This is a genomic window from Rhizobium johnstonii 3841, from assembly GCF_000009265.1.
Lineage (GTDB): Bacteria > Pseudomonadota > Alphaproteobacteria > Rhizobiales > Rhizobiaceae > Rhizobium > Rhizobium acaciae.
On sequence record NC_008378.1, the window covers coordinates 185,961 to 210,311 of the forward strand.

Genomic DNA, 24,351 nt, shown 5'->3' on the forward strand with positions numbered 1-24,351 from the left:
ATCACTGTTGGCCAGAGATCGGGAAGGGGCGAAATGATCCTCAAATACGACGAGGTTGTCCGCACGGGCATCGCCAAACAGGTGGCCGACAATATCCGTTCGGCCATCATGGACGGCCGGTTAAAGATCGACGAGCGCCTTCCAACCGAGGAGGATCTCGCCAAGAGTTTCGGCATTTCCCGCCCGACCGTGCGCGAGGCGCTGAAGCGTCTTGCGGCACAGAATCTCATCCGCTCCAAGCGCGGCCCGGCTGGCGGCAATTTCGTCAAGCGGCCGGATCCCGAGGGTCTATCGAAGGCCATCACTGGGGCGGCGACGCTTCTAGTCGGCATCGGCGCCTTCGATATCGAAGAAATCATCACGGCGCGGCTGGAAACCGAAACCGTCTGCTGCCGACTGGCGGCCGCAAACCGCGACGAAAGCCATCTCGCCGCCATGGAGGCGGAGATCGCAGTCCAGCTCGATCCGACGATCAGCGACGAGGGTTTCTGCGCCTCGGACGTACGTTTTCACCGTGCGCTGGTGGAATCGACCGGCAACGGTCCGTTGAAGCTGATGATGTATACCGTGATCGAAGCCTTCATTCCGATCACCAACATGATCGTCTTCCGGGTCCGCGAGCGGCACCACGTCGCATCGCTGCATCAGGAGATCATCCATGCCGTGCGCGCCCGCGACGATGCGAAGGCAACGGACGCGTTGGCGCGGCTTCTCGCCTATGTGCGCGAAAGCTATGCGGCCGTCCTGAACGCCCGCGCCGGACGCGATGCCGCGCAGGTTTCGGCTTGAATCCTTAAGAAATCAAAGACCGGGAGGCACGAAATGACCGAGACCTTCACCGCAATGGTGATCGACACCGTTGACGGCAAGCCGAAAGGTGCGTTCAGGCAACTCTCGATCGCCGATCTGCCGGACAATGACGTGCTGGTCGAAATCGCCTATTCGACGCTCAACTACAAGGACGGCCTCGCGATCTCCGGTAAGGGCCGCATCGCTCGCCGCATGCCGATGGTCGGCGGCATCGATCTCTCCGGCACCGTGATCGAATCCCGATCGCTGGAATGGAAGCCGGGCGACAAGGTGGTGCTGAACGGCTGGGGCCTTTCGGAGACCGAATGGGGCGCCTATGGCCGTTACCAGCGCGTCAAGTCGGAGTGGCTGATCCCCCTGCCCGAGGCCTTCTCGTTGCAACAGGCGATGGCGATCGGCACCGCCGGTTACACCGCCGCGCTCTGCGTCGATGCCCTTGAAAAATGGGGTTCGATCAAGCCGGGCGAAGGCGAAGTCCTGGTCACCGGTGCGGCCGGCGGCGTCGGTTCGGTGGCTATCGCCCTGCTTGCCGCGCGCGGCTACAACGTCACGGCGTCCACGGGCCGTCCGGAGACCCATGATTATCTCGCCTTTCTGGGCGCCACCACCTTCATCGACCGCGCGACGCTTGCCGAAAAGGGTGGCCCGTTACAAAGGGAACGCTGGACCGGCGGTATCGACAGTGTTGGTTCGACGACGCTCGCCAATGCACTGTCCCAGACGGTTCACGGCTGCGCAATCGCCTGCTGCGGCCTCGCCGGCGGTGCCGATCTTCCGGCCACTGTGCTGCCGCATATCCTGCGTGCCGTAACCTTGATTGGCATCGATTCCGTGATCGCCACCCGCCAACAGCGGCTTTCCGCATGGGCGCGGCTTGCCCGCGATATGGACAAGGGCAAGCTCGACAGCATGACGACTGTTGAGCCTATGTCCAAGCTGCCACAACTCGCTGAAGACATTGTCGCGGGCAAAATTCGCGGCCGGGCCGTCATCGATGTGAATGGTTAAGCTGAAGAAGATCGCGAAACAACGTTAAAGTGGCAGGAACGAGAACTGTCGAAAATCATGCGGTCGTGACCTGAACCCTTCAAACTTTGGCGGTGTGATCAAGACATCACGCTCCATGGTCGCCAGAAGCGGAAAAATGATTGCTCCAGCGGCAGCACTAGGCCGGCCGCAACCAGCGGGGCGCCGCCTTGCTATGTACCCCACTACATGCAGCCGCAACGCATGCGGCCATGCCACCGAAATAGAAGCGTCGACCGGTTATCCCTGGCCCGTAATGAGCATATTTGCCCGAGTTCGTCAGTATGGTTTTCGCAAGGGTAGGAATAATCGGATCGGTGATCATGCACCAGCATGTGTCCGTCACGAACTGCACCCCGAAATGTTCGAGGGCTGGTATCAGCCCGGCTTCGTTGGCCTTGTCGTATGTTGCGCGGCCGCAGGTAACGACCACTGCCACATCCACATGCTTCTTTCGCCCGGTACACATGGACGCGAGCCTCTCGATTTCGCTGAGCGAGAAATGCGGATTGCCGAGCGAGACGAGATCGACGCGCTCCTCGTCGGCGCTGTTGAGTTCCTCCCAACTCGACGCAAGTTCCTCGAGCCGAAGATCGATCGAAGGAATGCTGATGCCTGCGGGGGCAACGGCATCCAGCGTCTTTGCCTCAGGCGTCACCCCCACGATGTGAAACATCGGCGCACTGGAAACGGTCGCAAAGGCCGCACCGAAAGCCTTAAGATCATCATTGGTTGGATCGGCCTGATCGAGGCCGGTGACAACAGGGATAAGGTTCGATGCCAGAGTGCCGATGTGATAACCGAGCAGCGGATAGAAGGAATCGTCGATGCCCTCGATATTGCCGACGCTGATGACGAGCCCGGCTTTTCGATTGATGTCGATGTGTGGACCTGCCAGCGGCGCGCGGCCGGTGAGTGCGATGCAAATGTCGAGAAAGTCCGGATATTTCATTGTCCGCGCGCCAAGAACGCTGTTGGCGTAGACGACGGCATTCGATTCTGCCCAGGCCACCTGCTCGCCGATCCTGGGAGCCGTCTCGAGCAGATAGGGCGCGCAGGTGAAGGTCGGCCGCGCGCCCATCTCGACATAAACGTCACCCAGCTTGCTGGCCGGTTCGCCCAGAACGGGATCAATACCTTGCGAGCGCCAGCGTCGATGATCGACCGAAATCGAGTTGAGTGTCGTCGGTACCACGACGCGCCCGCCGAGATCACGCAACCTTTCGGCAAACGAAAGCGAGCCGGGTCCGGTGTAGATGCAGCCGTCGACGTGGACCTGTGAGACATCCATCAGTTGAGCGGCCCCCTGCAGCTTCGCCATTCTGAGAATTATGCGGATCGCCGATTGCGCAGCCTTCCCGTGATCACCTGCCAGATAAGCTCTATCCAGCTCCGACAATTCGACGTCACCGAAAAGATGGCCAGAGTGCTGGCTGTGCGCCGGAATGGCGTCCGTTGCTAACCCGTCGGCCGAACAGAAGACCACGTTTCCGTCGATTTCGACAAAGGCCGAACGCACCACTTTGCGAAAATTCTCGGGCGTGAGCGTCACAACGGGAATGGATTGACCGAATACCTCCTCGGCGATGACGACACCGAGCGTGAGGATATCCTCCTCTCGCTCGAACAGCATCGCTTTAGGACCTTTGCCATTCAGCAAAAGCTCCAACATCACGCCACTTCCAGAGCAGGATCCCCTACCCCCGGGGATCGCGAGGATATGGTCTTTGAGAGAGCGGCCACTCAAGGGGTGATGCCGATCGATCACCTCGCCGGTCCAGGGATCGACCCCACCCCAGAAACTTAGTTCAAGATCGCTTGCAACAACATCGCCCGAAGCCTTGCCGCGCACGTACGGGGTACCAGAGAAAATCCATCCATCAAGAAGGTTGACCATCTGTGAGCCTTTGAAGGTGGGTGACTGTGCAAGCAAGCACATCCAGATAGAGGCCGGTATCCAGGAACAGAGGCCCTCCGATTGCCGGTCCCTTAGCAACCCATGGAGGATCTTCGTCGGGCCTACGCTCGATCGTCGCGACGTGCCTCTGGGGCTTTAGTGACCGGAGGGTTTCAGAGAGATCAAATCCCAAGATCGATATCCGTCGGGATGCGGCCCTTGCGGCCCACCAGACGCGGACCAAAGTCGTCTTCGAGAGCCAGCCGTGAAAGCGCCAATTCCAGCAGCTCGGTGTCGGAGGTAACACGGGCACGCTTCTTGGCTGCCTCGATCAACTCCGACGGCACACGCCCCGACAAGCGGGTATTCTTCGCCGTGCCAAGGAGACCGACGGCCTTCGCTTGCTCGAGTACGAGCTTATTGCGGGCCAACGCGACTTTCGCTTCGCTTTCCGCAGCAGTGGGTGGTTGGGTACCCATAAGATTCTCCTGTGTTGAACGGAATATAGATTTCGTTGAACGGGAAGGCAAAGTTCAATAGCGGTAGGCAGGTTGCGATCCAGGCGTTCGCGGCAAACCATCATGGGAATGACGACGGGGACATTGGGAGATTCTCTGGGGCCGTCGGCTCGGCGGCGCAGAGTTCAACCTTGTTGATGCAGAAAGCGATCTGTAATCTCAAGTGACGGAACTGTATCTGGCGGCGAAGGGAAGCTCGCGTTCAGAATCGCGGCGGCGAGCTTGCAAGCTTGATCAAACGGCCCGCGCACGTCACCGCGGCTAGGCAAATCGCGCCGGTCCCCAAGATCACCTTCTTCGACGCATTTCCTCAGAAACAAGTTTCGATCTCAGGCCCTGTGAGATAAACATCACCGGTCCATACGCGCGTGTTCTGCTTCGACGCGTCAATCCCCGGAGTTGCATCATGAAAATCGCGCCGCAGCAGCGGATCTATGTCTGCTTCTTTCTCTTCGCTGTGTCGCTGGGGGCGCTGCTGTCGAGGATGCCGGATTTGCAGGTTGCGCTGGGCGTCAATAAGTCCGAACTTGGTTTAACGCTGATAGGGGCTGCGATCGGCGCCTTGATTTCGTTGACTTTCTCTTCGCCCTTGATCGCTCGGCTCGGCGCGCGTACCACGGCATTCATTACTGTTCTCGGCACGTCTGCGCTGCTATCGCTGGTGCCGTGGATCGGTGCGGCGCCGGTCGTGTTCTGTGTGCTCTTCATCGAGGGGCTGCTCGCCGGGGCGCTGGAGATCAATCTCAATGTTGAGATCGACCGCATCGAAGCGCAGCTAGGACGCGGCGTGATGAACAGGGCGCATGGTTTCTGGAGCCTCGGCTTCTTCGTCACAGCACTTGTCTCCTCGGTCGTCCGCCAAGCGGGCATTTCGATGGAACTCCATCTCGCCGCGACCTTTGTCACGGTTCTTGTCATCGGCATCTGGGCGATTTCCGGCATGCGGAATGCGCCGGCGCGGATCGCGTTGCATGAAGGCAAGGCGCCGCTGGTAGCGCTTCCCACCTGGGGCCTAATGCCGCTTTGCGTGATCGGCATCGCGGCCTTTCTCGTCGAAGGTGCCGGGATCGACTGGTCGGCGATCTATATGCGCGACGTGTTTTCGGTCGAGCCCTTCATTGGCGGACTGGGATTGACGCTCTTTACCTTCTGCATGGCGCTGGCGCGCCTGTTCGTCGATCCGCTGGTCGATCGGTTTGGCGCGCGGGCCGTCACCACGATGTTGCTTGTTCTTTCGGCGATCGGCGTCTGCGCCGTGTCGGGGGCGCCGCATCCCTATGTCGCGCTGGCGGGTTTTGCCTTGATGGGCGCCGGCTGCAGCGCGGTCTATCCTCTCGCCGTTTCGGCGGCGGCCCAACGCACAGATCGCGCGGCCTATCTCAACGTCGCCGCCCTCGGCCAGATGAGCTTTGTCGTCTTCTTCCTGGCGCCGCCCCTGCTCGGTTTCATTGCCGAACATGCCGGCATCCGGACATCCTATCTCGTCTGTCTTCCGCTGATCATTTACGCGCTCTTTTCGGCCAAGGCGCTTGCTACGCGCCGGGCTGCCGGCGGAGGTAGCGCTGCGACTGCTCGGAGCGTCAACGGGTAACGGATTGTGCTGCCGGTTTCCGGCTGCGCGATTGGTTCAGCGCCACGGCATCGGCCGCCTGCCGGATGTCGATGGCGATAGTCCGGTGAAGAAGAAGTTCAAGAACTACCCGATCGGCCGAGGGTGTCGAGCGCTGCGATCGCTCGACGATTGAGGCTTATCGAAGCGACGGTTCGTGCGTCAGGACCATGTCGATCGGCTTTCGGGCCGATACCGGCACGCGGAATTCATCGCGCATGTGGCCGAAGCCGATCAGTGTGATGATGATTTCGTTGTCGGGGATGCCGACGCAGGTTCGCATCTTGATATCCTGCTCGCGCGCAGCACTCCAGTTCAGCATGCAGGCGCCCAGCCCCTCCGCGTGGAGGCCGAGCGCCAGTGTCATGGCGAACATGCCGCCGTCCACCCATCCCTGGTTTCGTTCGCCGACCGTATTCCAGTGCGACAGGTCGACTGTCACGACAAATACGCCGCCGAGCAGCTCGCCGAAGCCGCGATTGCCGTCATGGTGGGCGAGAACGCGGGCGATCGACGGCTTCTCGGTGAAGGCGTAGACGCGGCATGTCTGTCGGTTGCAACTCGAAGGCGATTGCTGAGCCGCACGGATGGCTCTTTCGATCTTCTCGAACGCGACTGTCCTGTTGCTGTCATACTGGCGCACGCTGTGGCGTGCCTCCATGAAGGAGACAAAATCCATCCGCGCCTGCCTGACGATCTCGGCTGTACTGACCGCCTCGCTGCCGCCGGGCCGGATATTGTGCCCGGGGCCGGCAACGGCAAGCAGATCGTCCAGCAGTGCCTGTGCCTCGCTGACATCGCCCTGCTCCGCATTGAAGGCGACATAGGCCGAGAGCACGTCGGTCAGTGGCATCGGTGTGTTGAGGGTCACGAGATGCACCCTGCTATATCAGGAGCGTGTTAGAACGGCCGCAGCCTGGTCGGCGGCCCGCAACCCGCTTTCCCATGCGCCATGCGCGGTCGAAAAGTCGGACTGGTGCGTTGCCTCGCCGGCGAAAAACAGCCGGTCACCGACCGGTCGCGCCAGGACTGCGCGTGCGCTCGCATGGCCGGGCAGTGCATGGCTGTAGGAGCCGCCTATCCAATCGGTACGACACCAGGAAGAGGCTGCCAGGGGCCGCAAGTGGCGGCGAATGTTGTTGCCGAGCAGCGATGACAGCTGGTCGAGTGCGAAGGCAAATGCGTCCAGCAAACCCGCGCGTTCGATGACGACAGCGCCGTTTCCGCCGAAGAAGCCTTCGATGATTGGCCGGCCGAGCGGCCGGATATAATAGCTGCCGGTCTCGGCATTTTGCGGGTCGCCGAGCAGATGGGTCTCCGGCTCGAGACCATGATTGCCATGGAGTTCCAAAAACAGCTTGTCTGCGAGGCCAAGCGGCAGCTGACTTGCGGCATGGAGGTGATCGTCGGCCTCCGAGGCGAAGATAATGGTTCCGCGGGCCAGAACCGTGGTCGATGCCGTGATGATCGCGGCACCTGACGTGACAGGACCGCGGTCGGTCTCCAGCTGGACGCCGTTCGCGGTCAATGTCACGCGTCGAACGGGCGTCGAAAGGCGCAAGGCCACGTTCGGAACGGTCGCGCTGATCAGACTTCCATAGCCTTCCTGCACCCGCCAATTGGCGTCGGTCGCTGCATTGTCATAGGCAAGAAAGTCGGCGACCGACAGCCGATCGAGCGGCGCGCCGTTCATATATCCGCTGAGGGACTGGCAGTAGGCGTTCCATTTGCCGCCCGGCTCCAGCGCGTCCGACGCCCTGTCGCTGGCGGGAGGATTGGTCCGCATCCGCTCCTCAAGAGCGGTCCATGCCGCTGCCGCCGCGGCGCGCTCATCCTGCGTAAAGCCGAGATCGCGCCACTGGCTTTGCCACGCCGTCGGCCCGCGCTCGATATTGAACCCGGCCCCACGGCCAATGGCGACGAGAGGATTGCGCTCGGCGGAATGCAGCCAGCCGCAACCCATATCCAGCGGCATTCCGGCCAGCTCGATTGTCCAGGCCCGTCCACCCACGCGGTTGCTGGCTTCCAGGATGATGACCGAGCGCCCGGCATCGGCCAGCCCTTTTGCTGCTGCAATGCCGGCTGCGCCAGCGCCGACAATCGCAACCTCGTAGTCCATCGTCGCCCTCATCAGCTTGATACGACACAAGCTTTACATCGGGGCGGCACCCGCTTCAATGTGCTCGAAAGCCTGCTAGTATGCTGAAATGACGTTCTTCGAAACACTTGTTGCATTGCTGGCGGTTGCCATCCTGCTGCTGCAGGTCACGCGTCGTATGCGCCTGCCCTACCCCGGCATTCTGGCTGCCGCCGGCGTCGCCGTGGCGATGTTGCCCGGCGCGCCCACGATTCCGATCGATCCGCCGACGGCGCTCGCTCTGTTCATCGCGCCCGTTCTTGTCGATTCGGCCTATGACTTCCCGGTGGGCGCGGCGCGGCGCATGCTGCTGCCGTTGTTCTTCTATGCCGTCGTCGCTGTTCTTGTTACGACAGGCGTGGTCGTGTCGATCAGCATGCTGACGGTCGGGCTTCCGATTGCGGTTGCGGTCACACTTGGCGCAATTGTTTCGCCGCCCGATGCCGCAGCCGCCACGGCAGTCCTTTCCAATTTGCCGGTCGCCCGCCGTGTGGATGCTTTGCTCAAGGGAGAAAGCCTGTTCAACGACGCAACCGCGCTGCTGCTTTTTGGCGCCGCGCTGACTGTCCAGGCGCGTGGCGGACTGGATGCCGGGACGGCGCTTCAGGTGGGGTTTGCCGCACCTGGAGGGATCCTGTTCGGCATCGCGTTCGGTTTTTTTGTCTCGCGGCTTCGTCCGATAACCGAAAACACGGTCGGCGGGACCCTGCTTCAATTCGTCTACGCTTTTTCGACCTGGCTGATCGCCGAACATCTGCACCTGTCGGCTGTCCTTGCCACCGTGGCGAGCGCAATGACGCTCGCCACTCTCTCTTCGGTCAAGGATTCGCCACGGATGCGGGTGCATTCCTTCGCCGTCTGGACGACTGTCGTCTTCCTGTTGAACGTGGTGGCTTTCCTGCTGATGGGCCTGCAGGCGCGCCGCATCCTTGAGGCGATGTCGGCCGAAGAGCTCCAGCGGGCGATGGGATTTGCCGCCATCGTGGTGGTCGGCGTCATCCTGGCGCGCATGGCAATGGCGTTCCTGCTTCACGCCGTCGTCGCGTCTCGCCACCGGCGCGGCGGTGAACTGGCACCTTTCACATCCGGGGAGACCTTGCTGGTGGGTTGGGCCGGTATGCGCGGCCTCGTTACGCTGGCGACGGCCTTCGCACTCCCCGCCGATTTTCCGGAACGAGACCTGGTCGTGCTCACGGCCTTTACGGTGGTGCTCGCAACCCTGGTCATTCAAGGAGCGACCCTGGCACCGATGATCCATTTCCTGAAACTCGGTCGGCAGGCAGAAGTCCGCGATGAACTCAAGGCGGCCCGAAGATCGCTCGCCGAAGCTGCCTTTCTGCGGCTCGAGAAGGAAGACGGCACTGAGGCCGAAGCGATCCGGACGATCTGCAAGGATCATTGGACCGCATCAACCGATGCAAACGAGACCTCGCCGCTCGATCGCCGCCGTCACCTGACGATCGCGGCCGTTCTCGCCCAGCGCCAGCGCCTCGAGGAATTGCGCGACGCAGATCAGATCGGCGCGACGCAATATCTCGAGCTGCAGGAAGACCTGGACTGGAAGCAGCTTTCCGTCGACTCGGATGAAGATCGCCGCATCACAGAAAGCTAGATCCGATAAGGCAATTGTTGATGCCAACGCGATCGGGCATCAAAGGGTCTGTTCTCCGTCAGCCCAGCGTTTCCAACGAGGCGGCGCGCGCTACTCGATATCCTTCAGCGCGTCGAGCGGGCCGGTCAGTGCCGTGCGGGGTGGCACGAGTGTCGGCCGCACCAGATGCGTGATTGGCGGACGGCGGTCCGCATCGAGGATCGCAAACCCCTTGGTGATCATCGTTTCGCTGTCCTGCCGGATCATGAAGACGGGGAAAGGCAGGAAAGAGCCGAAGGGATCGTAGTCGTAGCAACCGACGATGATATCGGCGAAGGTCTCGTGCGGATGCAGGGCGAGGAAGCGCATCAGCCCTTCGAGATTGATCGAGGAATTGACGAAGAATGCGCGCGGCAGCTTTCCGTGGCCTTCGTAGAAGGCTTCGAAGGCACGCGCCGTCATGGCGGGTGAATAGCCGGTCGGCTGGATGCAGACGTCGGGATCCGCGCCCAGTAATGCGCGCTTTACGTCGCGGAAGCCGCGAATTCGCTCATGGCTGGCATGGTCGTTGCGGCCGCCGAACAGGTACAGATCGTCAGGTGAAAGCGGTCCATCCTCCTGCGCGCGCTCGATGATCGCCTGTGTCAGCATGCGCGCACCTTCATGATTGTCGCTGATGATCGATGGCGCCAGCGTGCCGGGCAGATCGATGTTGACGTGCTTCAGCCCTGCTTTTTCGCAGACCTTGTGCACGCCATCCGGATCGGTTGCGCCGGCGATGAAAAGCTCGTCGATCGAATAGGAGATCAGCGTCGCGACGACCTTGCGCTCCTCCTCCGGATCGCGACAGGCGCTGACAACGAGGGGGCACTGGCCGCGGCTTCTGACCTGCGCCTCGAAAGACTGGGCCATCGAGGAGAAATAGCGGTTGTCGTGCACCGGCAGCAGAAGGCCGACGAGACCGGAGCGGGACGAACGCAGGCCACGGGCCTGCAGGTTTGCCGTATAGCCGTGCTCGTTTGCCAGCTTCTGAATGAGCTGCGCCGTCGCCTCCTTGATACGCCGCTTCCGCCAGCTTCCGTTCAGCACGGCGCTCACCGTGGAAGGCGACGCACCCGATAGCATCGAGAGATCGTAGATCGTCGCCTTCTTCTTGCCGATGTCGGTCATATCTCGCCTTTCCCTTGTCGCTTCCCTTAGAAACAAACCCCTCTTGACGAAAGCCCTACCTTGATCGATAGTCATTGCACCATCGATTGTGCAAAAAAGAAAGATCGATTGTGCAAAGATGGTTCGCCGGAGGAGGCGGGATGGGAGGCAAGGGTATTCCCTCGCCAAGAAGCAACCAGGAACAACCTGCCGCAAACCGGCCGGTGGTCGTCGTTCGTATGAGCGACCTTTGAGGAGGAGTGAGGATGAGGAGCCTTATCGTAGCGGCATTTGCCGCATCGCTGTCGCTTGCCGGGGCGGTGGTCGCGTTTGCGCAGGACGCGCCGAAGGTCGGCGTTGTCGTCAAGATCGGCGGCATTCCCTGGTTCAACGCGATGGAAGCCGGCATCAAGGAACAGGGCAAGAAACTGGGCGTCGATGCCTTCATGATCGGCCCGACCAGCGCCGACCCGGCGCTCCAGGTGCGCGCCATCGAAGATCTGATCGCCCAGGGCGTCAAGGTTATCGGCGTGGTTCCGAACGATGCCAAGGTGCTCGAGCCCGTGCTCACCAAGGCGCAAGCCGCCGGCATCAAGGTCATTACGCATGAATCGCCCTCGCAGAAGGGCGCCGACTGGAATTTCGAACTCGCATCGGCCACCGGCTTCGGTGAAGCGCATGGCAAGCTGCTCGCCGAGAAGATGGGCGGCAAGGGCGAATATGCCGTCTTCGTCGGTTCGCTGACCGTGCCGCTCCACAACGCCTGGGCGGATGCCGCAATCGCCTATATCAAGGCGAATTACCCGGACATGAAGCTCGTCGGCGAGCGCTACGGTGTGGCGGAAGACGTCGACAAGAGCCGCTCGACGGCGCTCGATCTCATCGCTGCGCATCCGGATCTGACCGGCTTCCTCGCCTTCGGCAGCCAGGGTCCGATCGGCGCTGGGCGCGCTATCGAGGAACGCCGCAAGACGGGCAAAATCTTCGTGCTCGGCCCGTTCTCGCCGGGCCAGGGTCAGAAGCTGATCAAGTCCGACGCGATATCGGGCGGCTTCATGTGGAATCCGAAACAGGCCGGCGAAGTCTTCGTCACGCTCGCCGATCGCCTGATCAAGGGCGAGAGCGTCAAGGAAGGTGATGACATTCCAGGTCTCGGCGTGATCAAGCCTGTTGGCAACGACATCATCGTCGATCAACTGCTGCCGATCAACAAGGATACGGTCGACGACCTGGCCGCTATGGGCCTCTGAAGAGGCCCCCTCCCCGGGTGTCGGGCTGGTCCATGTCGACCGGCCCGGCGTTCGGGAAAGAAAGCGGTATCCGGCCATGGCCGGACCATTGATCTTTCATGGCATTCGACTGGACAGGCAACCGGCATGAGCACGGCAACGGATGATGGTGTGAAGGCGCAGCCGCTTCTTTCGCTTCGCGGCATCAACATGACATTCGGCGGTGTGAAGGCGCTGAAAAACGTTTCCTTCGAAGTCTTGCCCGGCGAAGTGCACTGTCTGGCCGGCGAGAATGGATCCGGCAAGAGCACGTTGATCAAGGTGATATCAGGCGTCTATCGGCCCGCAGACGGCGCCGAGATCGTCTTCGACGGTGAGACGATATCTCACATGACGCCTGCCATGGCCCAGTCCCGCGGCATCCAGATCATCTGGCAGGATCTCGCGCTTTTTCCGGAAATGAGCGTGGCTGAGAATATCGCCTTCCAGACGCTTTCCGGTTCACGCCCGCGCTTCGTCAATTATGCCGCGATCCGCGCAATAGCCGAGGAAGCGCTCGTCCGGCTCGGCGTCACCCTCGACGTCGACAGACCCCTCAAGGACTTCGCCATCGCTCAGCGCCAGATCGTCGCCATTGCCCGCGCGCTGGTCGGAGAGGCCCGGATCGTCTTCATGGACGAGCCGACCGCCTCCCTCACCCAGTCGGAGACCGATCATCTGCTGGCGATCGTGCGCACGCTGTCGGCTTCGGGCGTTGCCGTGGTCTTCGTCAGCCATCGTCTTGCGGAAGTGCTGGACATCTCCTCTCGCATCACCGTGCTGCGCGATGGCGCGCTGGTCGGGGTCTATCCGGTGGAGGGCATGACCCAGTCTGACATCACCGAGCTGATGACCGGACGCACCTTCGACCAGAACGTTCGCGCCCGCAATGTATCGCAGAACCCGGTCCTGCTCTCCGTCGGCAAGCTTTCCCGGCCCGGCGAGTTCGAGGATATTTCCTTCGATCTGCGCCGTGGCGAGACGCTCGGGGTAACCGGCCTGCTCGGCTCCGGGCGCACCGAACTTGCGCTGACGCTGTTCGGCATGCGTCGGCCCGCCACCGGCACGATCGTGCTAGAGGGGAGAGCAATGCGCTTTGCCTCCAACCGCGAGGCGATCGCATCAGGCGTCGCCTATCTCTCCGAAGACCGCCTTTCGCTCGGTCTCAATCAGCCGCAATCCATCGCCGACAATCTGGTCATGGCCTCGCTCAACCGCATCCTGGGTGGCCGGCTCATTTCGCCGGAAAAGAAGCGCTCGCTGGTCGCGCGCTGGATCGCCGATCTCGGCATCAGGATCGGCAAGCAGGACGATGCGATCTCGACGCTTTCGGGCGGCAACCAGCAGCGCGTCGCGATCGCCAAATGGCTAGCCACCGATCCCAAGGTGTTGATCCTCGATGCGCCCACGGTCGGCGTCGATGTTGGCGCGCGCGCCGGCATCTTCGAAATCGTTGCCCGCCTCGCCGAGGCGGGGCTTGCGATCATCCTGATTTCAGATGAGGTGCCGGAGGTCTATTTCAACGCCGATCGGATCATCCATATGGAGAAGGGCCGGATCGCCGGCTGGCACGATCCGCGCGCGACCACACTGAAGGACCTGGAGGCGGCGGTCTATGCGTAAGCTGTTCCTGTCCCATACGACTGAATTCGTGCTGTTTGCGGTCATCATCGCGATGAGTATCGTCCTCGCTTTTGCGACCGACCGTTTCTTCACGCTCGGCAATGGGTTCGACCTGCTCAATATCAGCGCGGTCAACATCATCTTCGCCGTCGGCCTGCTCGTGGTGCTGATATCAGGCGGGATCGACATCTCCTTCGCCGTCGCCGCCTCGATCGTACAATATGTCACCGCACTTGCGCTCGAGCGCATCGGCGGCGGCGGATGGCTATCCGGTCTCCTGATTGCGGGCGGTATCGGCATCGTGCTCGGCGTGATCAACGCCTTCCTGATCCACCGCTTCCGCATCATCTCGATCGTCGCGACCATCGCGACCTTCAACGTCTATTTCGGCCTGCTGATGTTCTTCACCAAGGGCGTGTCGATCTACGATCTGCCCGACTGGCTGACGAGCCGCGTCATAATCTACGAGCGCGAAATGGCCGATGGGAGCTGGGCCGAGATCACCTTGCCGGTTGTCGTCATGGTCGTCTGCACGCTCGCCACCTGGCTCTTCATTACTCGCACGACGACCGGCCGGCAGCTCTATGCCTTCGGCGACAATCCGGAAGGCGCGCGCCGCTTCGGCATCAATATCGGCGCCATGCAATTCATCGCCTTCGGCTGGCTTGGGTTGATGGCAGGCATCGCCGGGCTCATGCAGGCGCATTATGCGCAGGAGGTCGTGCCGAACGCACTTTATGGCCGCGAGCTCGATGTCCTGGCTGCCGTGGTGCTCGGCGGCGCGCGGCTGGGCGGCGGCAAGGGTTCGGTGCTCGGTTGCGTGCTGGGTGTGCTGCTCGTCTCGATCACCCAGAACGGCCTCAACCTGATGGGCGTCTCGCCCTTCGCCTTCAAGATGATCGTCGGCGCGATCATCCTCGTGGCGATCACGCTGTCGAGCGCCCGCATCGGCAATCTGGTGCCGGTGTTTGCGACCCGCAAATCGACCGGCGGCAGGCCTGCAGACAGGGGAGAGAGCTGATGAACGCGCTCGCCGCCCGCTTCAACGCCATCTTCGGGGCCGACATGGCCGGTCCCCTCGCCGCGCTGGCGGCCGTGCTTGTCGTCTTCGGTTTCGCCTCGCCGCATTTTCTAACGGGCGCGACCTTCGGATCGGTCGCCTTTCAGCTTCCCGAGCTGGGCGTCCTGACGCTTGCCATGCTGATGCCGATCCTCACCGGCGGCCTCAACCTCGCGATCACCTTCACCGCCAACATCGCCGGCCTGACCCTCGCCTGGACGCTGCAGGCCAATGGCGGCATCGAAGCCGGTCCGGGCGCCTTCCTGCTCGGCTCGGCTTTGGCGCTTGCCGTCGGCGCGGCAAGCGGCCTGGTCATGGGCTTGGTCATCGCCTTTACCCGCGCCCATCCGATTCTCGTTTCTCTGTCGATGATGATCTTCCTACGCGGCCTCGGCGAGTTCCTGACACGCGGCGGCGATATCTCGGGCTTCCCCGCCTTCATCGCTCCGATCGGCCACGGCAGCATCCTCGGCATCCCCGTCCCCTTGCTGATCCTGATCGCCTGTGTAATCGCCAGCCATATCCTGCTCTCGCGCTCCAAGCTCGGCTTTTCCACCTACATGATCGGCTCCAATATCGAGTCTGCCCGCTATTCCGGCATCAACACCCGCAAGGTCCTGGTGCTGGTTTACATGCTCTCCGGCGTGATGGCTGCGGTTGCCGGCATCATCATGCTTGCGCGTTTCAATTCGGTGCGCGTCGGCCACGGCGAATCCTATCTGCTGATCACCGTGCTCGCCTGCTTCCTCGGCGGCATCAATCCCTTCGGCGGCTTCGGCCGCGTCCTGCCCGTCTTCGTGGCGCTCATCGTGCTGCAGCTTCTCTCTTCGGGGCTCAACCTGCTCGGCGCCAACCAGCATCTCACCACTGCCGTCTGGGGCATCCTGCTCATCGTCGTGATGGTGCTGCGGTGGCTGTCGGCCAAGTTCATCAAAATCGTGAAATAGGAGATACGACCATGGAAGGTTTCGGCGTTCACACCAGCATGTGGACCATGAACTGGGACCGCGCAGGCGCCGAGAAGGCCATTGCCGGAGCCGTGCACTACAAGATGGATTTCATCGAGATCGCGCTGCTCAACGCGCCTGCCGTCGATGCCAAACACACCTGCGACCTGCTTGAAAAGAACAAGCTGCGCGCCGTCTGCTCGCTCGGCCTGCCGGAGCATGCCTGGGCCTCCGTCCGCCCGGATGCAGCGATCGAGCACCTGAGGGTCGCGATCGAAAAGACCGCAGAAATGAATGCCGAGGCCCTGTCTGGCGTCATCTTTGGCGGCATCGGCGAGCGCACCGGCGTGCCACCGACGCAGGGCGAATACGACAACATCGCCAAGGTGCTCGACGTCGCGGCAAAGCATGCGAAGAAGTATGGCATCCAACTCGGCGTCGAGGCGGTGAACCGCTATGAGAACCACCTGATCAATTCGGCGCAGCAGGCCGTCGACATGGTGGAGCGTGTCGGCGCCGACAACATCTTCGTTCACCTCGACACCTACCACATGAATATCGAGGAGAAGGGTGCGGCAAACGGCATCCTGATCGCCCGCGATCACCTGAAGTACATCCATCTTTCGGAAAGCGACCGCGGCACGCCGGGCTACGGCAACATTCCATGGGATGCGATCTATGCCGCGCTCGCCGCAATCGGCTTCAAGGGCGGACTTGCGATGGAAAGCTTCATCAACATGCCGCCCGAGGTCGCCTATGGCTTGGCCGTCTGGCGCCCCGTCGCACGCGATATGGAAGAGGTCATGGACAAGGGCCTGCCGTTCCTGCGCAACAAGGCGGAACAATACGGTCTCATCTGACCCGGTTTGCCGGATATTCAGGATTCAGCGGCCGCACGGGTGTCTGGCTGAAGAGTTCTCGCCATGGCCGGCAAGGGGCATGACGCCCCATCTCTTCAGCACAGGTACTGAATTTCATTGGGCTCGTGCATGCGAAATGACTCTTGAGAAATATCACGCTGTTTGTGATATTGTTATTGATGCTTGTTACATTCCTCCTCCTATGCCATTTTGCCCATTAAAATAAGACGCTTGAACGGCTCACGTCCGGGCTCTAGTTTCGAAGAGATGGCGGCGTTTCGATCGACCATCGATATGGGGGAATCTTGGATGGCACGCATTACGCTGAGGCAACTGCTCGACCATGCTGCGGAGGAAGGCTACGGCGTTCCCGCTTTCAACATCAATAATATGGAGCAGGCGCTCGCCATTATGGAAGCCGCCGACGCGTGTCATGCTCCGGTTATCATGCAGGCGTCGCGCGGAGCCCGCGCCTACGCCCATGACATCATGCTGAAGCATATGATGGATGCCGTCGTCGAAATCTATCCGCATATTCCGGTCTGCGTGCATCTCGACCATGGCAACGATCCCTCCAACTGCATGACGGCGATCCAGGCGGGCTTCACCTCGGTGATGATGGATGGTTCGCTGAAGGCGGACGCCAAGACGCCTGCCGACTGGGCCTATAATGTCGGCGTCACCAAGATGGTGACGGACATGGCGCATTTCGGCGGCATCTCGGTGGAAGGAGAACTCGGCGTTCTCGGCTCGCTGGAGACGGGCATGGGCGAGGCCGAGGACGGTCACGGCGCCGAGGGCAAGCTTTCGCATGACCAGCTGCTGACCGATCCGGACGAAGCCGTGAAGTTCGTGCGCGAAACCAAGGTCGATGCGCTCGCCATCGCGATGGGCACATCGCATGGCGCCTACAAGTTCACCCGCAAGCCGGACGGTTCGGTGCTGGCGATGAACGTCATCGAAGAAATTCACCGTAAGCTCCCGAACACGCATCTCGTCATGCATGGCTCGTCCTCGGTCCCGATCGAGCTGCAGGAGATCATCAACAAGTATGGCGGCCAGATGAAGCCGACATGGGGAGTGCCGGTCGAGGAAATCCAGCGCGGCATCAAGAACGGCGTGCGCAAGGTCAATATCGACACCGATGGCAGAATGGCGATGACCGGTCAGATCCGCCGCGTGCTGCAGGAGGACCCAAGCGAGTTCGACCCGCGCAAATATCTGAAGCCGGCAATGACGGCGCTGACCAAGCTCTGCAAGGAGCGCTTCGAACAGTTCGGCACTGCCGGCATGGCCGGCCGCATCACGCCCCTTCCCGTTTCGGAAATGGCGAAGCGTTATAAATCCGGTTCCCTCGATCCGGCTTTCTCCTGAAACGCTCTAGCCCAACGCCGGGCGGGGTGCCTTTTCCGGCTCGGCGGCGGCAGGCTTGCCTGTCAGTGCTTGGCCGTGGAAGCGGCTCAGCTGGCTGACAACGTCCTGGATTTCGCTGGCCGTCCGTTCGCCATCCCAGCCGAGCGCCGCCTCGGCAACGCCGGCGATTTCCCGTAAGCCTTCCAGCGTCAATCGACCCTCGATCGCAAGCGTCGTGCGGCGCATCACGATGTCCGACAGGTGGATAACGAGTTCGTTCCGGGCGACCCAGTCGATCTCCCGGAGACTGTAACGCGGCGCACCCGTCAGGCGCTGTTCGTCGGAATAGCCTGAAGGGGAAGAAAGCAGGGCCACAGCCGTCGTGCCGTAGCGGCCGAGCAGTTCGCCGGCACGCTCGGCAGCGACGCCGCCGCGCGCCGCGGTATCGCTGATCCAGGCGTTACGCTGCTCAGCATCAGCCGGAAAGGCCTTGCCGCCGCCGATCGCCAGATAGCGTGTCGACTGGCTGCGGCTGCGCTGCAGCCGGGAGAGAACGGTGTCGGCAACCTCTTCCGCAAAGCCGCGGAACGTCGTCCACTTGCCTCCGACCAGCGAAACGACCGGAAAAGGTCTGCCGTCCTCGGGTTCCTTCACCGGCGCGGAGTGGTCGCGGCTGATCAGCCCCGGTGCGGTCGCATCCGATGCCGGTAGCGGGCGGATGCCGCTATAGCTGTAAACGATCTGATCGCGATCGAAGCGGAGCGTCGGCAGCAGCGAGCGGATGCTTTCGAGGAAATATTCAGTTTCCGGCTCCTCGCAGGAGACGTTGTCCGGATCACCTGCCGGAATGTCGGTCGACCCGACCAGCGCCAACCCGAGATAGTCGTAGACCAGGCAGATGCGGCCGTCGTCGGCCTCGAAATAGATCATGTGGCCGTTGAGGCTTCGCACCAATTCGGGATGGTCAAGCAGGATATGGGAACCCTTCGTGCCGCCGATCAGCCGCGATGGAGCGCCGAGCAAAGTGTTGACCTGATCGATCCAGGGACCTGCCGCGTTGACGACCAGCTTGGGAGCGACGCTGAACTCGCGACCATCGGGCTGCCGGAAGGTCAAACGCCCTTCTGAAACGGCAGCCAGTGTCGCGAAATTTGCCGCGAGGCTCCCCGCATTCGTATCGAGACCATCATTGACGAGCTCATAGACGAGCCGCTCCGGCCTACTGATCTTGGCATCGTAATAGATGCCGCCGGCGACGATGGCGGGGGTAATATGCGGCATCTCCCTGCGCGCCTGTTTCTTCAGGATCAGCCGGTGGCGCGGCATGACCTGGTCGCGCGAACCGAAGAAATCGTAGAGCCGAAGCCCGATCTTGATGAGAACCGCACCACGGCTGCGTGGCGCCGTCTTCGACCCGAAGAGCGTCCGGATCGCTGCCCAGATGCCGCGCGTCCAGGAAAAGACCGGAATGAAGGTCGGCAGCGGTTCGACGCAATGCGGCGCGTTCTTGAGCAGGAGGTTGCGCTCAAGCGTCGACTGCGCAACCAGTCCGAATTCGCCCGTTTCCAGATATTTCAGGCCGCCGTGTATGAGCCGCGATGGTGCGGCGCTCGTGCCGGAGCCAAAGTCGGCCTTGTCGACGATCAGGCAATTGACACCCTGTAGCGAGAGGTCGCGAAACAGGCCGGCGCCGTTGATGCCCGCCCCGATGATCAAAACGTCGATATCGTTCTCGCCGAGGTTCGAGAAGCGCTGCTGCAAATCGGGGGTCATGCTCATCGTCCTAAATCGCCCGCCGCAGCAGGCATTTGTCTTTTCAGTTTGCCGATTGCTCCGGCGCAAGCGCGGCAATCCTAGGCCAAAGGGAGATCATCGCGTCGGCAATGTCGCGGAACACCTGGTAACGCTTTTCATAATCCGCGCTGCGCGCCGCATCGGGCCGGCAAGTCTTTGCGATGGAGGCCGTGTCGCGCGGATCGCTCTGCGGATCGGCAAAGATACCGGCGCCCGAGCCGGCACAAAGCGCAGCACCCCAGGCGGCTGCCTCATCCGTCTCGGTTACCGTGACCGGCATGCCAAGCACATCGGCAAACATCTGCACGACGGCAGGATTGCGCGAGACGCCACCGGCGAGCCGCGCCTGATCGAAGGCAAAGCCGTCGCGAAGCGCATCGACATGGATGCGATGATTGAAGGCGATGCCCTCAAGCACGGCGCGCAGCATGTCGCCGCGGTCGTGCCATCCACCGAGCCCGAAGAAGCCGGCGCTGGCGGCTGCGCCATAAGGCGAGCCGAACAGATAGGGATGGAAGAGCGCCGTCGAGGGGCGTTCGAAGGCGGCGTCGATCTCGGGCGCCAGCAGGGCGTGGATCGAGTTGCCTCGCACCTCGCCATTCGTTCGCTCGGCAGCGCAGAGCGTGGCCAGAAACCAGTCGTAATTGGCTGTCGACGCAGGGGAGATCGACATGCTGTTCCAGATGCCGGGCGCAATCCCGTTGCGGCAGAACCAGCGTCGGTCGACACGCGGTTCCGACGAAAGCGTCTCGTTGATCGAATAGGTCCCGGCAATGACCGCGACAACGCCCTTGGCATAACCCCCTGCCCCGAGCGCCGAGGCCGTGACGTCGTGCAGACCGGCAACGACAGGCGTTCCTTCGGCAAGGCCCGTCAGCTGCGCGGCTTCACGAGTCACGCGTCCAACGATCTGGTCGGAGCGCGAGGCTGGCGGCAGGGCGTGGACGAGATCCTGTAAGCCAAACAGCTGCAGGGCATCCTCACTGTAGTTCTGCGTTTTGACATTGGTGAAGGAGGTACTCGCTTCGGTGCGGTCCGTACCGATGATCCCGGTCAGGCAGAACCGCAGCCAGTCCTTGCAGCTGCAGAAATGGCCGATGCGCTTGTAGCGCTCAGGCTCCATTTCGCGGATCCAGGCAAGCAATGCCGATGGCGCGGAGACGTGCGGGATCTGTCCCGTCAGCTCGATCGCCAGGTCGGCGACATCGCTCTGCGTCCACCGGTCGACGATCGCCCCTGCCCGGCTGTCCAGCGAGAGAATGGCCCGGCCGAGCGGCTGTTGGGCGTGATCGAGCAGGTAGATACCGTCTCCGTGCGCGGTAGCGGCAATGCCCTCTATGTCGCTTGCTGGCCGCCCGCTGAGCGAAATCGCCTCGCGGATGGCATCGGCCGTCGCGCTCCATAATTCATCCATGTCGCGCTCGATATGGCGGGCCTTCGGAATGAACTGCGTGACACGGCGACGCGCGGCTGCAAGCGGCGTGCCGTCGATATCGAAGATGACCGCCTTGGTGACTGTCAAACCACTATCGATCCCGAGCAGTGTCGGCATTTAAATTTACCTCATGAGGGGCAACGGCCGGCGCCGTCAGGAGCGCCCTCCGGCGCCCCTGGCGATGACCACGTTGATATCTCTGGACCGCATACGGTCTATGTGCACCGGCTGGGTCTTGTCGTCGACGATAACGACGTCGAACTCATCCAGTGCTGCGAAACTGTGGAGTGCGCGCCGTTCGAACTTGGTATGATCGGCAAGCAGGATGCGTTTTACGGAACAGTCGAACATGGCGCGCTTGGTATCGACTGTTTCAGGAGACTGGTGCAGCACCGTGCCATCGCTGATCGCCGACATCGAGATGAACGCGACATCTGCCCTGAGAGCGTTGATCTCGTTGATGGTCATGCGACCCATGAAGGCGTTGCACCAATTGTAATACTGGCCGCCGAGGGCGAGCAGCGTCACGTCGTGCAGGCCCGTCAGCGCATTCATCAGCGTCAGGGAATTGGTAATTGCGGTGACCGGCGCCTTCGAAGGCAGATGTGCCGCCATCTGAAGAACCGTGGTCGAGTCATCGAAAAAGATCGCCTGTCCCGGTTCGACGAACTGCATTGCCGCCTCGGCAATCAGCTTCTTTTCGGCGGACTGACGGTTCGAGCGATAGACGTCGCTGGATTCGATGAGATTGGTCGCCGCCGCAGTGACGATACCGCGCGTCTTCCTGAAGAGGCCGCGGCTGACGAGTTCATCGACGTCGCGGTGAGCCGTCATCAGGCTGATCCCAAAGCGGTCGGTCAGGTCTTCAATCCGCATCGAGCCTTCACCCATCACGGCCTCTGCAATCATGCGGCGGCGCGCGATCTGGCGCGTCTGCCGGCTGTCGCTGGTGAGCTGGTCCAACAGATCGTCGTCCCGGCTGGTCTTCTGTGTCACGGGTCACCCCTGTCGCTGAATTATGGATCCCAGCTTCGTACAGTGATTGCCGCGCCAAGGCAAAAAGGCGAAGCGCAACCGGCGGTTGGGCCGTCGGCCATCGCTTCCAGCATGAAATGAGGGCGCTCTTGCGAGCGCCCTTTTACCGTTTACTGCGCCAGAACGAACGGACCGGTGTACTTGTCGATGTTGTCCTTGGTGATCAACAGGCAATCGAAGAGCTGCTTTTCGCTCTTGGCACCCGTGTTACCTGTCTTGATCAGATTGTCGGCCTGTTTGACGGCTTCTTCGGAGAAGACGGCAACCGGTTGGAGGACGGTGTATTGGAGTTCGCCCGCCTTGATGGCCGCAACCGCATCCGGCGAACCGTCGAAGCCGCCGACCTTCACATTGGCGAGCTTGCCGGCTTCCTTGAGTGCGGCGATCGCACCGAGCGCCATTTCGTCATTGCCCGAGATGACGCCGACGATATCCGGGTTGGCCTGCAGCATGGACTGCATCTTGTTGTGGCCCTGAGTGCGGTCCCAGTTGGCAACTTCCTTGGCGACCTTCTTCAGATCCGGATACTGCGAAAGGACAGTCTCGTAGCCATTCGACCGCGTTGCCGCGTTGTTGTCGGAGGGAGCGCCGAAGAGTTCGGCATAGTTGCCCTTGTCGCCGATCGCTTCGACCCATTGCTGTGCGCCGAGAGCGGCGCCCTGTGCGTTGTTGGAAACAAGCTGTGCCTTGGCCAGGCCTTCCTGGTTGATTTCGGCGTTGACGAGGATGACCGGGATGCCGGCAGCAACGGCCTTCTTGACCGCACCGACAGAACCGTCGGCGTTTGCCGGGTCGAGGATGATCGCCACCGACTTGTTGGTGATCGCCGTATCGATCAGGTTGCTTTCGGTATTGGTGTCACCCTTGTGGGCGTTGACCGAGGCCGTGTAGCCCAGCTTTTCGGCAGTTGCCTTGGCGACATTGCCTTCCGTCAGCCAATAAGGATTCGACGGATCGTTGACGATGATCGTCATCATGCCCGCTGCCCAAGCCGAGCTTGCAAGAAGCGGTGCTACGGCCGCGGCGGCCAGAAGTATGCGCATGCCTTTCTTAAACATAGTCTCTCTCCCATTCGTGAGCTCAGTTATTGCCGGTGATCCGGCGTTGCTTTCCCCAATCGGCTTTCTGGACTCCAGCCTGCCGTCGTGGATAAGTTTCGGTCTCAGCCGTCAGGACGATTTGACCCGGCGGCCGTATTGAATGCTGTTCATGAGGACGGCGAGAACGATCACAGCGCCGGTGAATACTGTCTGCCAGTAGGCCGAGACGCCGATGATCACGAGGCCGTCCGAAAGGAAGCCGATGACGAAGGCGCCGAGCATGGTGCCGCGAACCGTACCGCGGCCGCCGGTCAGCGCCGCTCCGCCGATGACCACGGCTGCGATTGCCGTCAGCTCGTAGGTTGTGCCTGCCGTCGGACCGGCCGAGGTCAGCTGCGAGGAGAGGACTAGGCCGGCGATTGCGGCACAGACGCCCGAAAGCACATAGACGATGATCTTCACGCGCTTGACCGGGACGCCGGAGAGGTCGGCGGCCCGCTCGTTACCACCAGAGGCGTAGAGCCAGCGGCCGAAGGCGGTGCGGCTCAGCACGATGCCGCAAATGATGGCGAGAACCGCAAGCACGATGACCCCGATCGGAATGCCTGCGAGCCGGTTGAAGCCGAGCCAGTCGAAGCCGGTATTGCCGAGTTCCGGACGGCCGCCGAGATTGTTGTAGGTCAGGCCGTTGGTCATCAAGAGCGCGATACCGCGGGCGACGTAGAGCACGCCGAGCGAGGCGACGAAGGCCGGCACCTTGAGATAGGCGATCAGCACGCCGTTGACTGCACCGACCAGCGCACCGAGCGCACATGTGATGACGACGACGGCCCAGACCGGCGGATAGAGGATGACGCCGAAATAGGTGAGCGTGACGCCCTGCATCAGGAAACCGGCAATGCAGCCTGCAAGCCCAAGCGTCGAGCCGACCGAAAGGTCGATGCCGCCATTCAGGATGACGAGCAGCATGCCGATCGCCAGAATGCCGAAGATCGCGACGTGCGACGCCATGATCAGGAAGTTGTTCAGAGTGAAGTAATAGGGCGACAGGAATGAGAAGACCGCGATGATGACGATCAGCGCGAAGAAGGCCCGGCCCTCCAGGATGAGACGCACGATATTGGTATTGCGCTTCGGCCCGCTGGAAACTGATTTCTTTTCGGTGACGTTCGTGACTGACATAATCAGTGCTCCATACT

At 61.7% G+C, this 24,351-nt stretch carries 21 protein-coding genes; 11 read left to right on the top strand and 10 right to left on the bottom strand.

Annotated elements, in window-relative coordinates; translation table 11 throughout:
* Positions 1-33 precede the first annotated feature (33 nt).
* Together RL_RS33830 and RL_RS33835 are read left to right on the top strand one after the other, a co-directional pair.
* A complete protein-coding gene (locus RL_RS33830; protein WP_011648968.1) occupies positions 34-789 on the top strand; it encodes a FadR/GntR family transcriptional regulator in 756 nt (251 codons plus the stop codon).
* Positions 790-822: 33 nt separating this feature from the next.
* The gene (locus tag RL_RS33835) at positions 823-1,818 is read left to right on the top strand and encodes an MDR family oxidoreductase (protein WP_011648969.1); all 996 of its coding nucleotides are present in this window, start codon (positions 823-825) and stop codon (positions 1,816-1,818) included.
* A 157-nt stretch (positions 1,819-1,975) separates the two neighbouring features.
* Here RL_RS33835 and RL_RS33840 read toward each other — a convergent pair whose 3' ends face one another.
* Positions 1,976-3,733 (bottom strand): cis-3-hydroxy-L-proline dehydratase, encoded by a 1,758-nt coding sequence (locus tag RL_RS33840; protein ID WP_011648970.1) that lies wholly within the window; start codon positions 3,731-3,733, stop codon positions 1,976-1,978.
* Positions 3,734-3,915: 182 nt separating this feature from the next.
* Complete coding sequence (locus tag RL_RS33845; protein ID WP_041936984.1) at positions 3,916-4,212, bottom strand: hypothetical protein; 297 nt, start codon at positions 4,210-4,212, stop codon at positions 3,916-3,918.
* A gap of 445 nt (positions 4,213-4,657) precedes the next feature.
* Here RL_RS33845 and RL_RS33850 point away from each other — a divergent pair, with 445 nt between their 5' ends.
* Together RL_RS33850 and RL_RS41080 are read left to right on the top strand one after the other, a co-directional pair.
* A complete protein-coding gene (locus tag RL_RS33850; protein WP_011648972.1) occupies positions 4,658-5,842 on the top strand; it encodes an MFS transporter in 1,185 nt (394 codons plus the stop codon).
* Positions 5,843-5,873: 31 nt separating this feature from the next.
* A complete protein-coding gene (locus RL_RS41080) occupies positions 5,874-5,996 on the top strand; it encodes a hypothetical protein (protein WP_261315800.1) in 123 nt (40 codons plus the stop codon).
* A 3-nt stretch (positions 5,997-5,999) separates the two neighbouring features.
* Here RL_RS41080 and RL_RS33855 read toward each other — a convergent pair whose 3' ends face one another.
* The gene (locus tag RL_RS33855) at positions 6,000-6,731 is read right to left on the bottom strand and encodes a nitroreductase family protein (protein WP_244432422.1); all 732 of its coding nucleotides are present in this window, start codon (positions 6,729-6,731) and stop codon (positions 6,000-6,002) included.
* Between the two features lie 18 nt (positions 6,732-6,749).
* Positions 6,750-7,979: a flavin monoamine oxidase family protein gene (locus RL_RS33860; RefSeq protein ID WP_011648974.1), complete on the bottom strand. Its 1,230-nt coding sequence runs from the start codon at positions 7,977-7,979 to the stop codon at positions 6,750-6,752.
* Positions 7,980-8,067: 88 nt separating this feature from the next.
* On the opposite strand from RL_RS33860, the gene RL_RS33865 reads away from it, so the two are divergent.
* Positions 8,068-9,609 carry a cation:proton antiporter gene (locus RL_RS33865; protein ID WP_011648975.1) on the top strand — a complete coding sequence of 514 codons (1,542 nt, stop codon included), beginning with the start codon at positions 8,068-8,070 and terminating at the stop codon, positions 9,607-9,609.
* Between the two features lie 90 nt (positions 9,610-9,699).
* Here RL_RS33865 and RL_RS33870 read toward each other — a convergent pair whose 3' ends face one another.
* A complete protein-coding gene (locus tag RL_RS33870; RefSeq protein WP_011648976.1) occupies positions 9,700-10,758 on the bottom strand; it encodes a LacI family DNA-binding transcriptional regulator in 1,059 nt (352 codons plus the stop codon).
* A 245-nt stretch (positions 10,759-11,003) separates the two neighbouring features.
* Here RL_RS33870 and RL_RS33875 point away from each other — a divergent pair, with 245 nt between their 5' ends.
* The 6 genes from RL_RS33875 (at position 11,004) to fba (ending at position 17,869) form a co-directional block, all read left to right on the top strand.
* Positions 11,004-11,987, top strand: a complete 984-nt coding sequence (locus tag RL_RS33875) for an autoinducer 2 ABC transporter substrate-binding protein (RefSeq protein ID WP_003550853.1) — start codon at positions 11,004-11,006, stop codon at positions 11,985-11,987.
* A gap of 126 nt (positions 11,988-12,113) precedes the next feature.
* The gene (locus RL_RS33880; protein WP_011648977.1) at positions 12,114-13,628 is read left to right on the top strand and encodes a sugar ABC transporter ATP-binding protein; all 1,515 of its coding nucleotides are present in this window, start codon (positions 12,114-12,116) and stop codon (positions 13,626-13,628) included.
* Entirely contained in the window at positions 13,621-14,649 is a 1,029-nt protein-coding gene (locus RL_RS33885) for an ABC transporter permease (protein WP_011648978.1), read from the top strand. The genes RL_RS33880 and RL_RS33885 overlap by 8 nt, the downstream gene beginning before the upstream one ends.
* Positions 14,649-15,635 (top strand): ABC transporter permease, encoded by a 987-nt coding sequence (locus tag RL_RS33890; protein WP_011648979.1) that lies wholly within the window; start codon positions 14,649-14,651, stop codon positions 15,633-15,635. Before RL_RS33885 ends, RL_RS33890 begins: the two co-directional genes overlap by 1 nt.
* An 11-nt stretch (positions 15,636-15,646) precedes the next feature.
* Complete coding sequence (locus RL_RS33895) at positions 15,647-16,495, top strand: sugar phosphate isomerase/epimerase family protein (RefSeq protein WP_011648980.1); 849 nt, start codon at positions 15,647-15,649, stop codon at positions 16,493-16,495.
* A 309-nt stretch (positions 16,496-16,804) separates the two neighbouring features.
* Positions 16,805-17,869 (top strand): class II fructose-bisphosphate aldolase, encoded by a 1,065-nt coding sequence (gene fba / locus RL_RS33900; RefSeq protein WP_011648981.1) that lies wholly within the window; start codon positions 16,805-16,807, stop codon positions 17,867-17,869.
* Positions 17,870-17,875: 6 nt separating this feature from the next.
* Here fba and RL_RS33905 read toward each other — a convergent pair whose 3' ends face one another.
* The 5 genes from RL_RS33905 to RL_RS33925 all read right to left on the bottom strand — a co-directional run bounded on the left by RL_RS33905 (position 17,876) and on the right by RL_RS33925 (position 24,334).
* Entirely contained in the window at positions 17,876-19,627 is a 1,752-nt protein-coding gene (locus tag RL_RS33905) for a glycerol-3-phosphate dehydrogenase/oxidase (RefSeq protein ID WP_011648982.1), read from the bottom strand.
* A 37-nt stretch (positions 19,628-19,664) separates the two neighbouring features.
* Complete coding sequence (locus tag RL_RS33910) at positions 19,665-21,194, bottom strand: FGGY-family carbohydrate kinase (protein WP_011648983.1); 1,530 nt, start codon at positions 21,192-21,194, stop codon at positions 19,665-19,667.
* Between the two features lie 36 nt (positions 21,195-21,230).
* Positions 21,231-22,073, bottom strand: a complete 843-nt coding sequence (locus RL_RS33915) for a DeoR/GlpR family DNA-binding transcription regulator (RefSeq protein ID WP_003550840.1) — start codon at positions 22,071-22,073, stop codon at positions 21,231-21,233.
* Positions 22,074-22,222: 149 nt separating this feature from the next.
* A complete protein-coding gene (locus RL_RS33920) occupies positions 22,223-23,170 on the bottom strand; it encodes a D-ribose ABC transporter substrate-binding protein (RefSeq protein WP_003550839.1) in 948 nt (315 codons plus the stop codon).
* Between the two features lie 111 nt (positions 23,171-23,281).
* Entirely contained in the window at positions 23,282-24,334 is a 1,053-nt protein-coding gene (locus tag RL_RS33925) for an ABC transporter permease (RefSeq protein WP_011648984.1), read from the bottom strand.
* Between the last annotated feature and the right edge of the window lie 17 nt (positions 24,335-24,351).

Coding starts and splice junctions, on each gene's coding strand:
- RL_RS33830 (WP_011648968.1), top strand. CDS start 34: ATGATCCTCAAATACGACGAGGTTGTCCGCACGGGCATCGCCAAACAG.
- RL_RS33835 (WP_011648969.1), top strand. CDS start 823: ATGACCGAGACCTTCACCGCAATGGTGATCGACACCGTTGACGGCAAG.
- RL_RS33840 (WP_011648970.1), bottom strand. CDS start 3,733: ATGGTCAACCTTCTTGATGGATGGATTTTCTCTGGTACCCCGTACGTG.
- RL_RS33845 (WP_041936984.1), bottom strand. CDS start 4,212: ATGGGTACCCAACCACCCACTGCTGCGGAAAGCGAAGCGAAAGTCGCG.
- RL_RS33850 (WP_011648972.1), top strand. CDS start 4,658: ATGAAAATCGCGCCGCAGCAGCGGATCTATGTCTGCTTCTTTCTCTTC.
- RL_RS33860 (WP_011648974.1), bottom strand. CDS start 7,979: ATGGACTACGAGGTTGCGATTGTCGGCGCTGGCGCAGCCGGCATTGCA.
- RL_RS33865 (WP_011648975.1), top strand. CDS start 8,068: ATGACGTTCTTCGAAACACTTGTTGCATTGCTGGCGGTTGCCATCCTG.
- RL_RS33870 (WP_011648976.1), bottom strand. CDS start 10,758: ATGACCGACATCGGCAAGAAGAAGGCGACGATCTACGATCTCTCGATG.
- RL_RS33875 (WP_003550853.1), top strand. CDS start 11,004: ATGAGGAGCCTTATCGTAGCGGCATTTGCCGCATCGCTGTCGCTTGCC.
- RL_RS33880 (WP_011648977.1), top strand. CDS start 12,114: ATGAGCACGGCAACGGATGATGGTGTGAAGGCGCAGCCGCTTCTTTCG.
- RL_RS33885 (WP_011648978.1), top strand. CDS start 13,621: ATGCGTAAGCTGTTCCTGTCCCATACGACTGAATTCGTGCTGTTTGCG.
- RL_RS33890 (WP_011648979.1), top strand. CDS start 14,649: ATGAACGCGCTCGCCGCCCGCTTCAACGCCATCTTCGGGGCCGACATG.
- RL_RS33895 (WP_011648980.1), top strand. CDS start 15,647: ATGGAAGGTTTCGGCGTTCACACCAGCATGTGGACCATGAACTGGGAC.
- fba (WP_011648981.1), top strand. CDS start 16,805: ATGGCACGCATTACGCTGAGGCAACTGCTCGACCATGCTGCGGAGGAA.
- RL_RS33905 (WP_011648982.1), bottom strand. CDS start 19,627: ATGAGCATGACCCCCGATTTGCAGCAGCGCTTCTCGAACCTCGGCGAG.
- RL_RS33910 (WP_011648983.1), bottom strand. CDS start 21,194: ATGCCGACACTGCTCGGGATCGATAGTGGTTTGACAGTCACCAAGGCG.
- RL_RS33920 (WP_003550839.1), bottom strand. CDS start 23,170: ATGTTTAAGAAAGGCATGCGCATACTTCTGGCCGCCGCGGCCGTAGCA.
- RL_RS33925 (WP_011648984.1), bottom strand. CDS start 24,334: ATGTCAGTCACGAACGTCACCGAAAAGAAATCAGTTTCCAGCGGGCCG.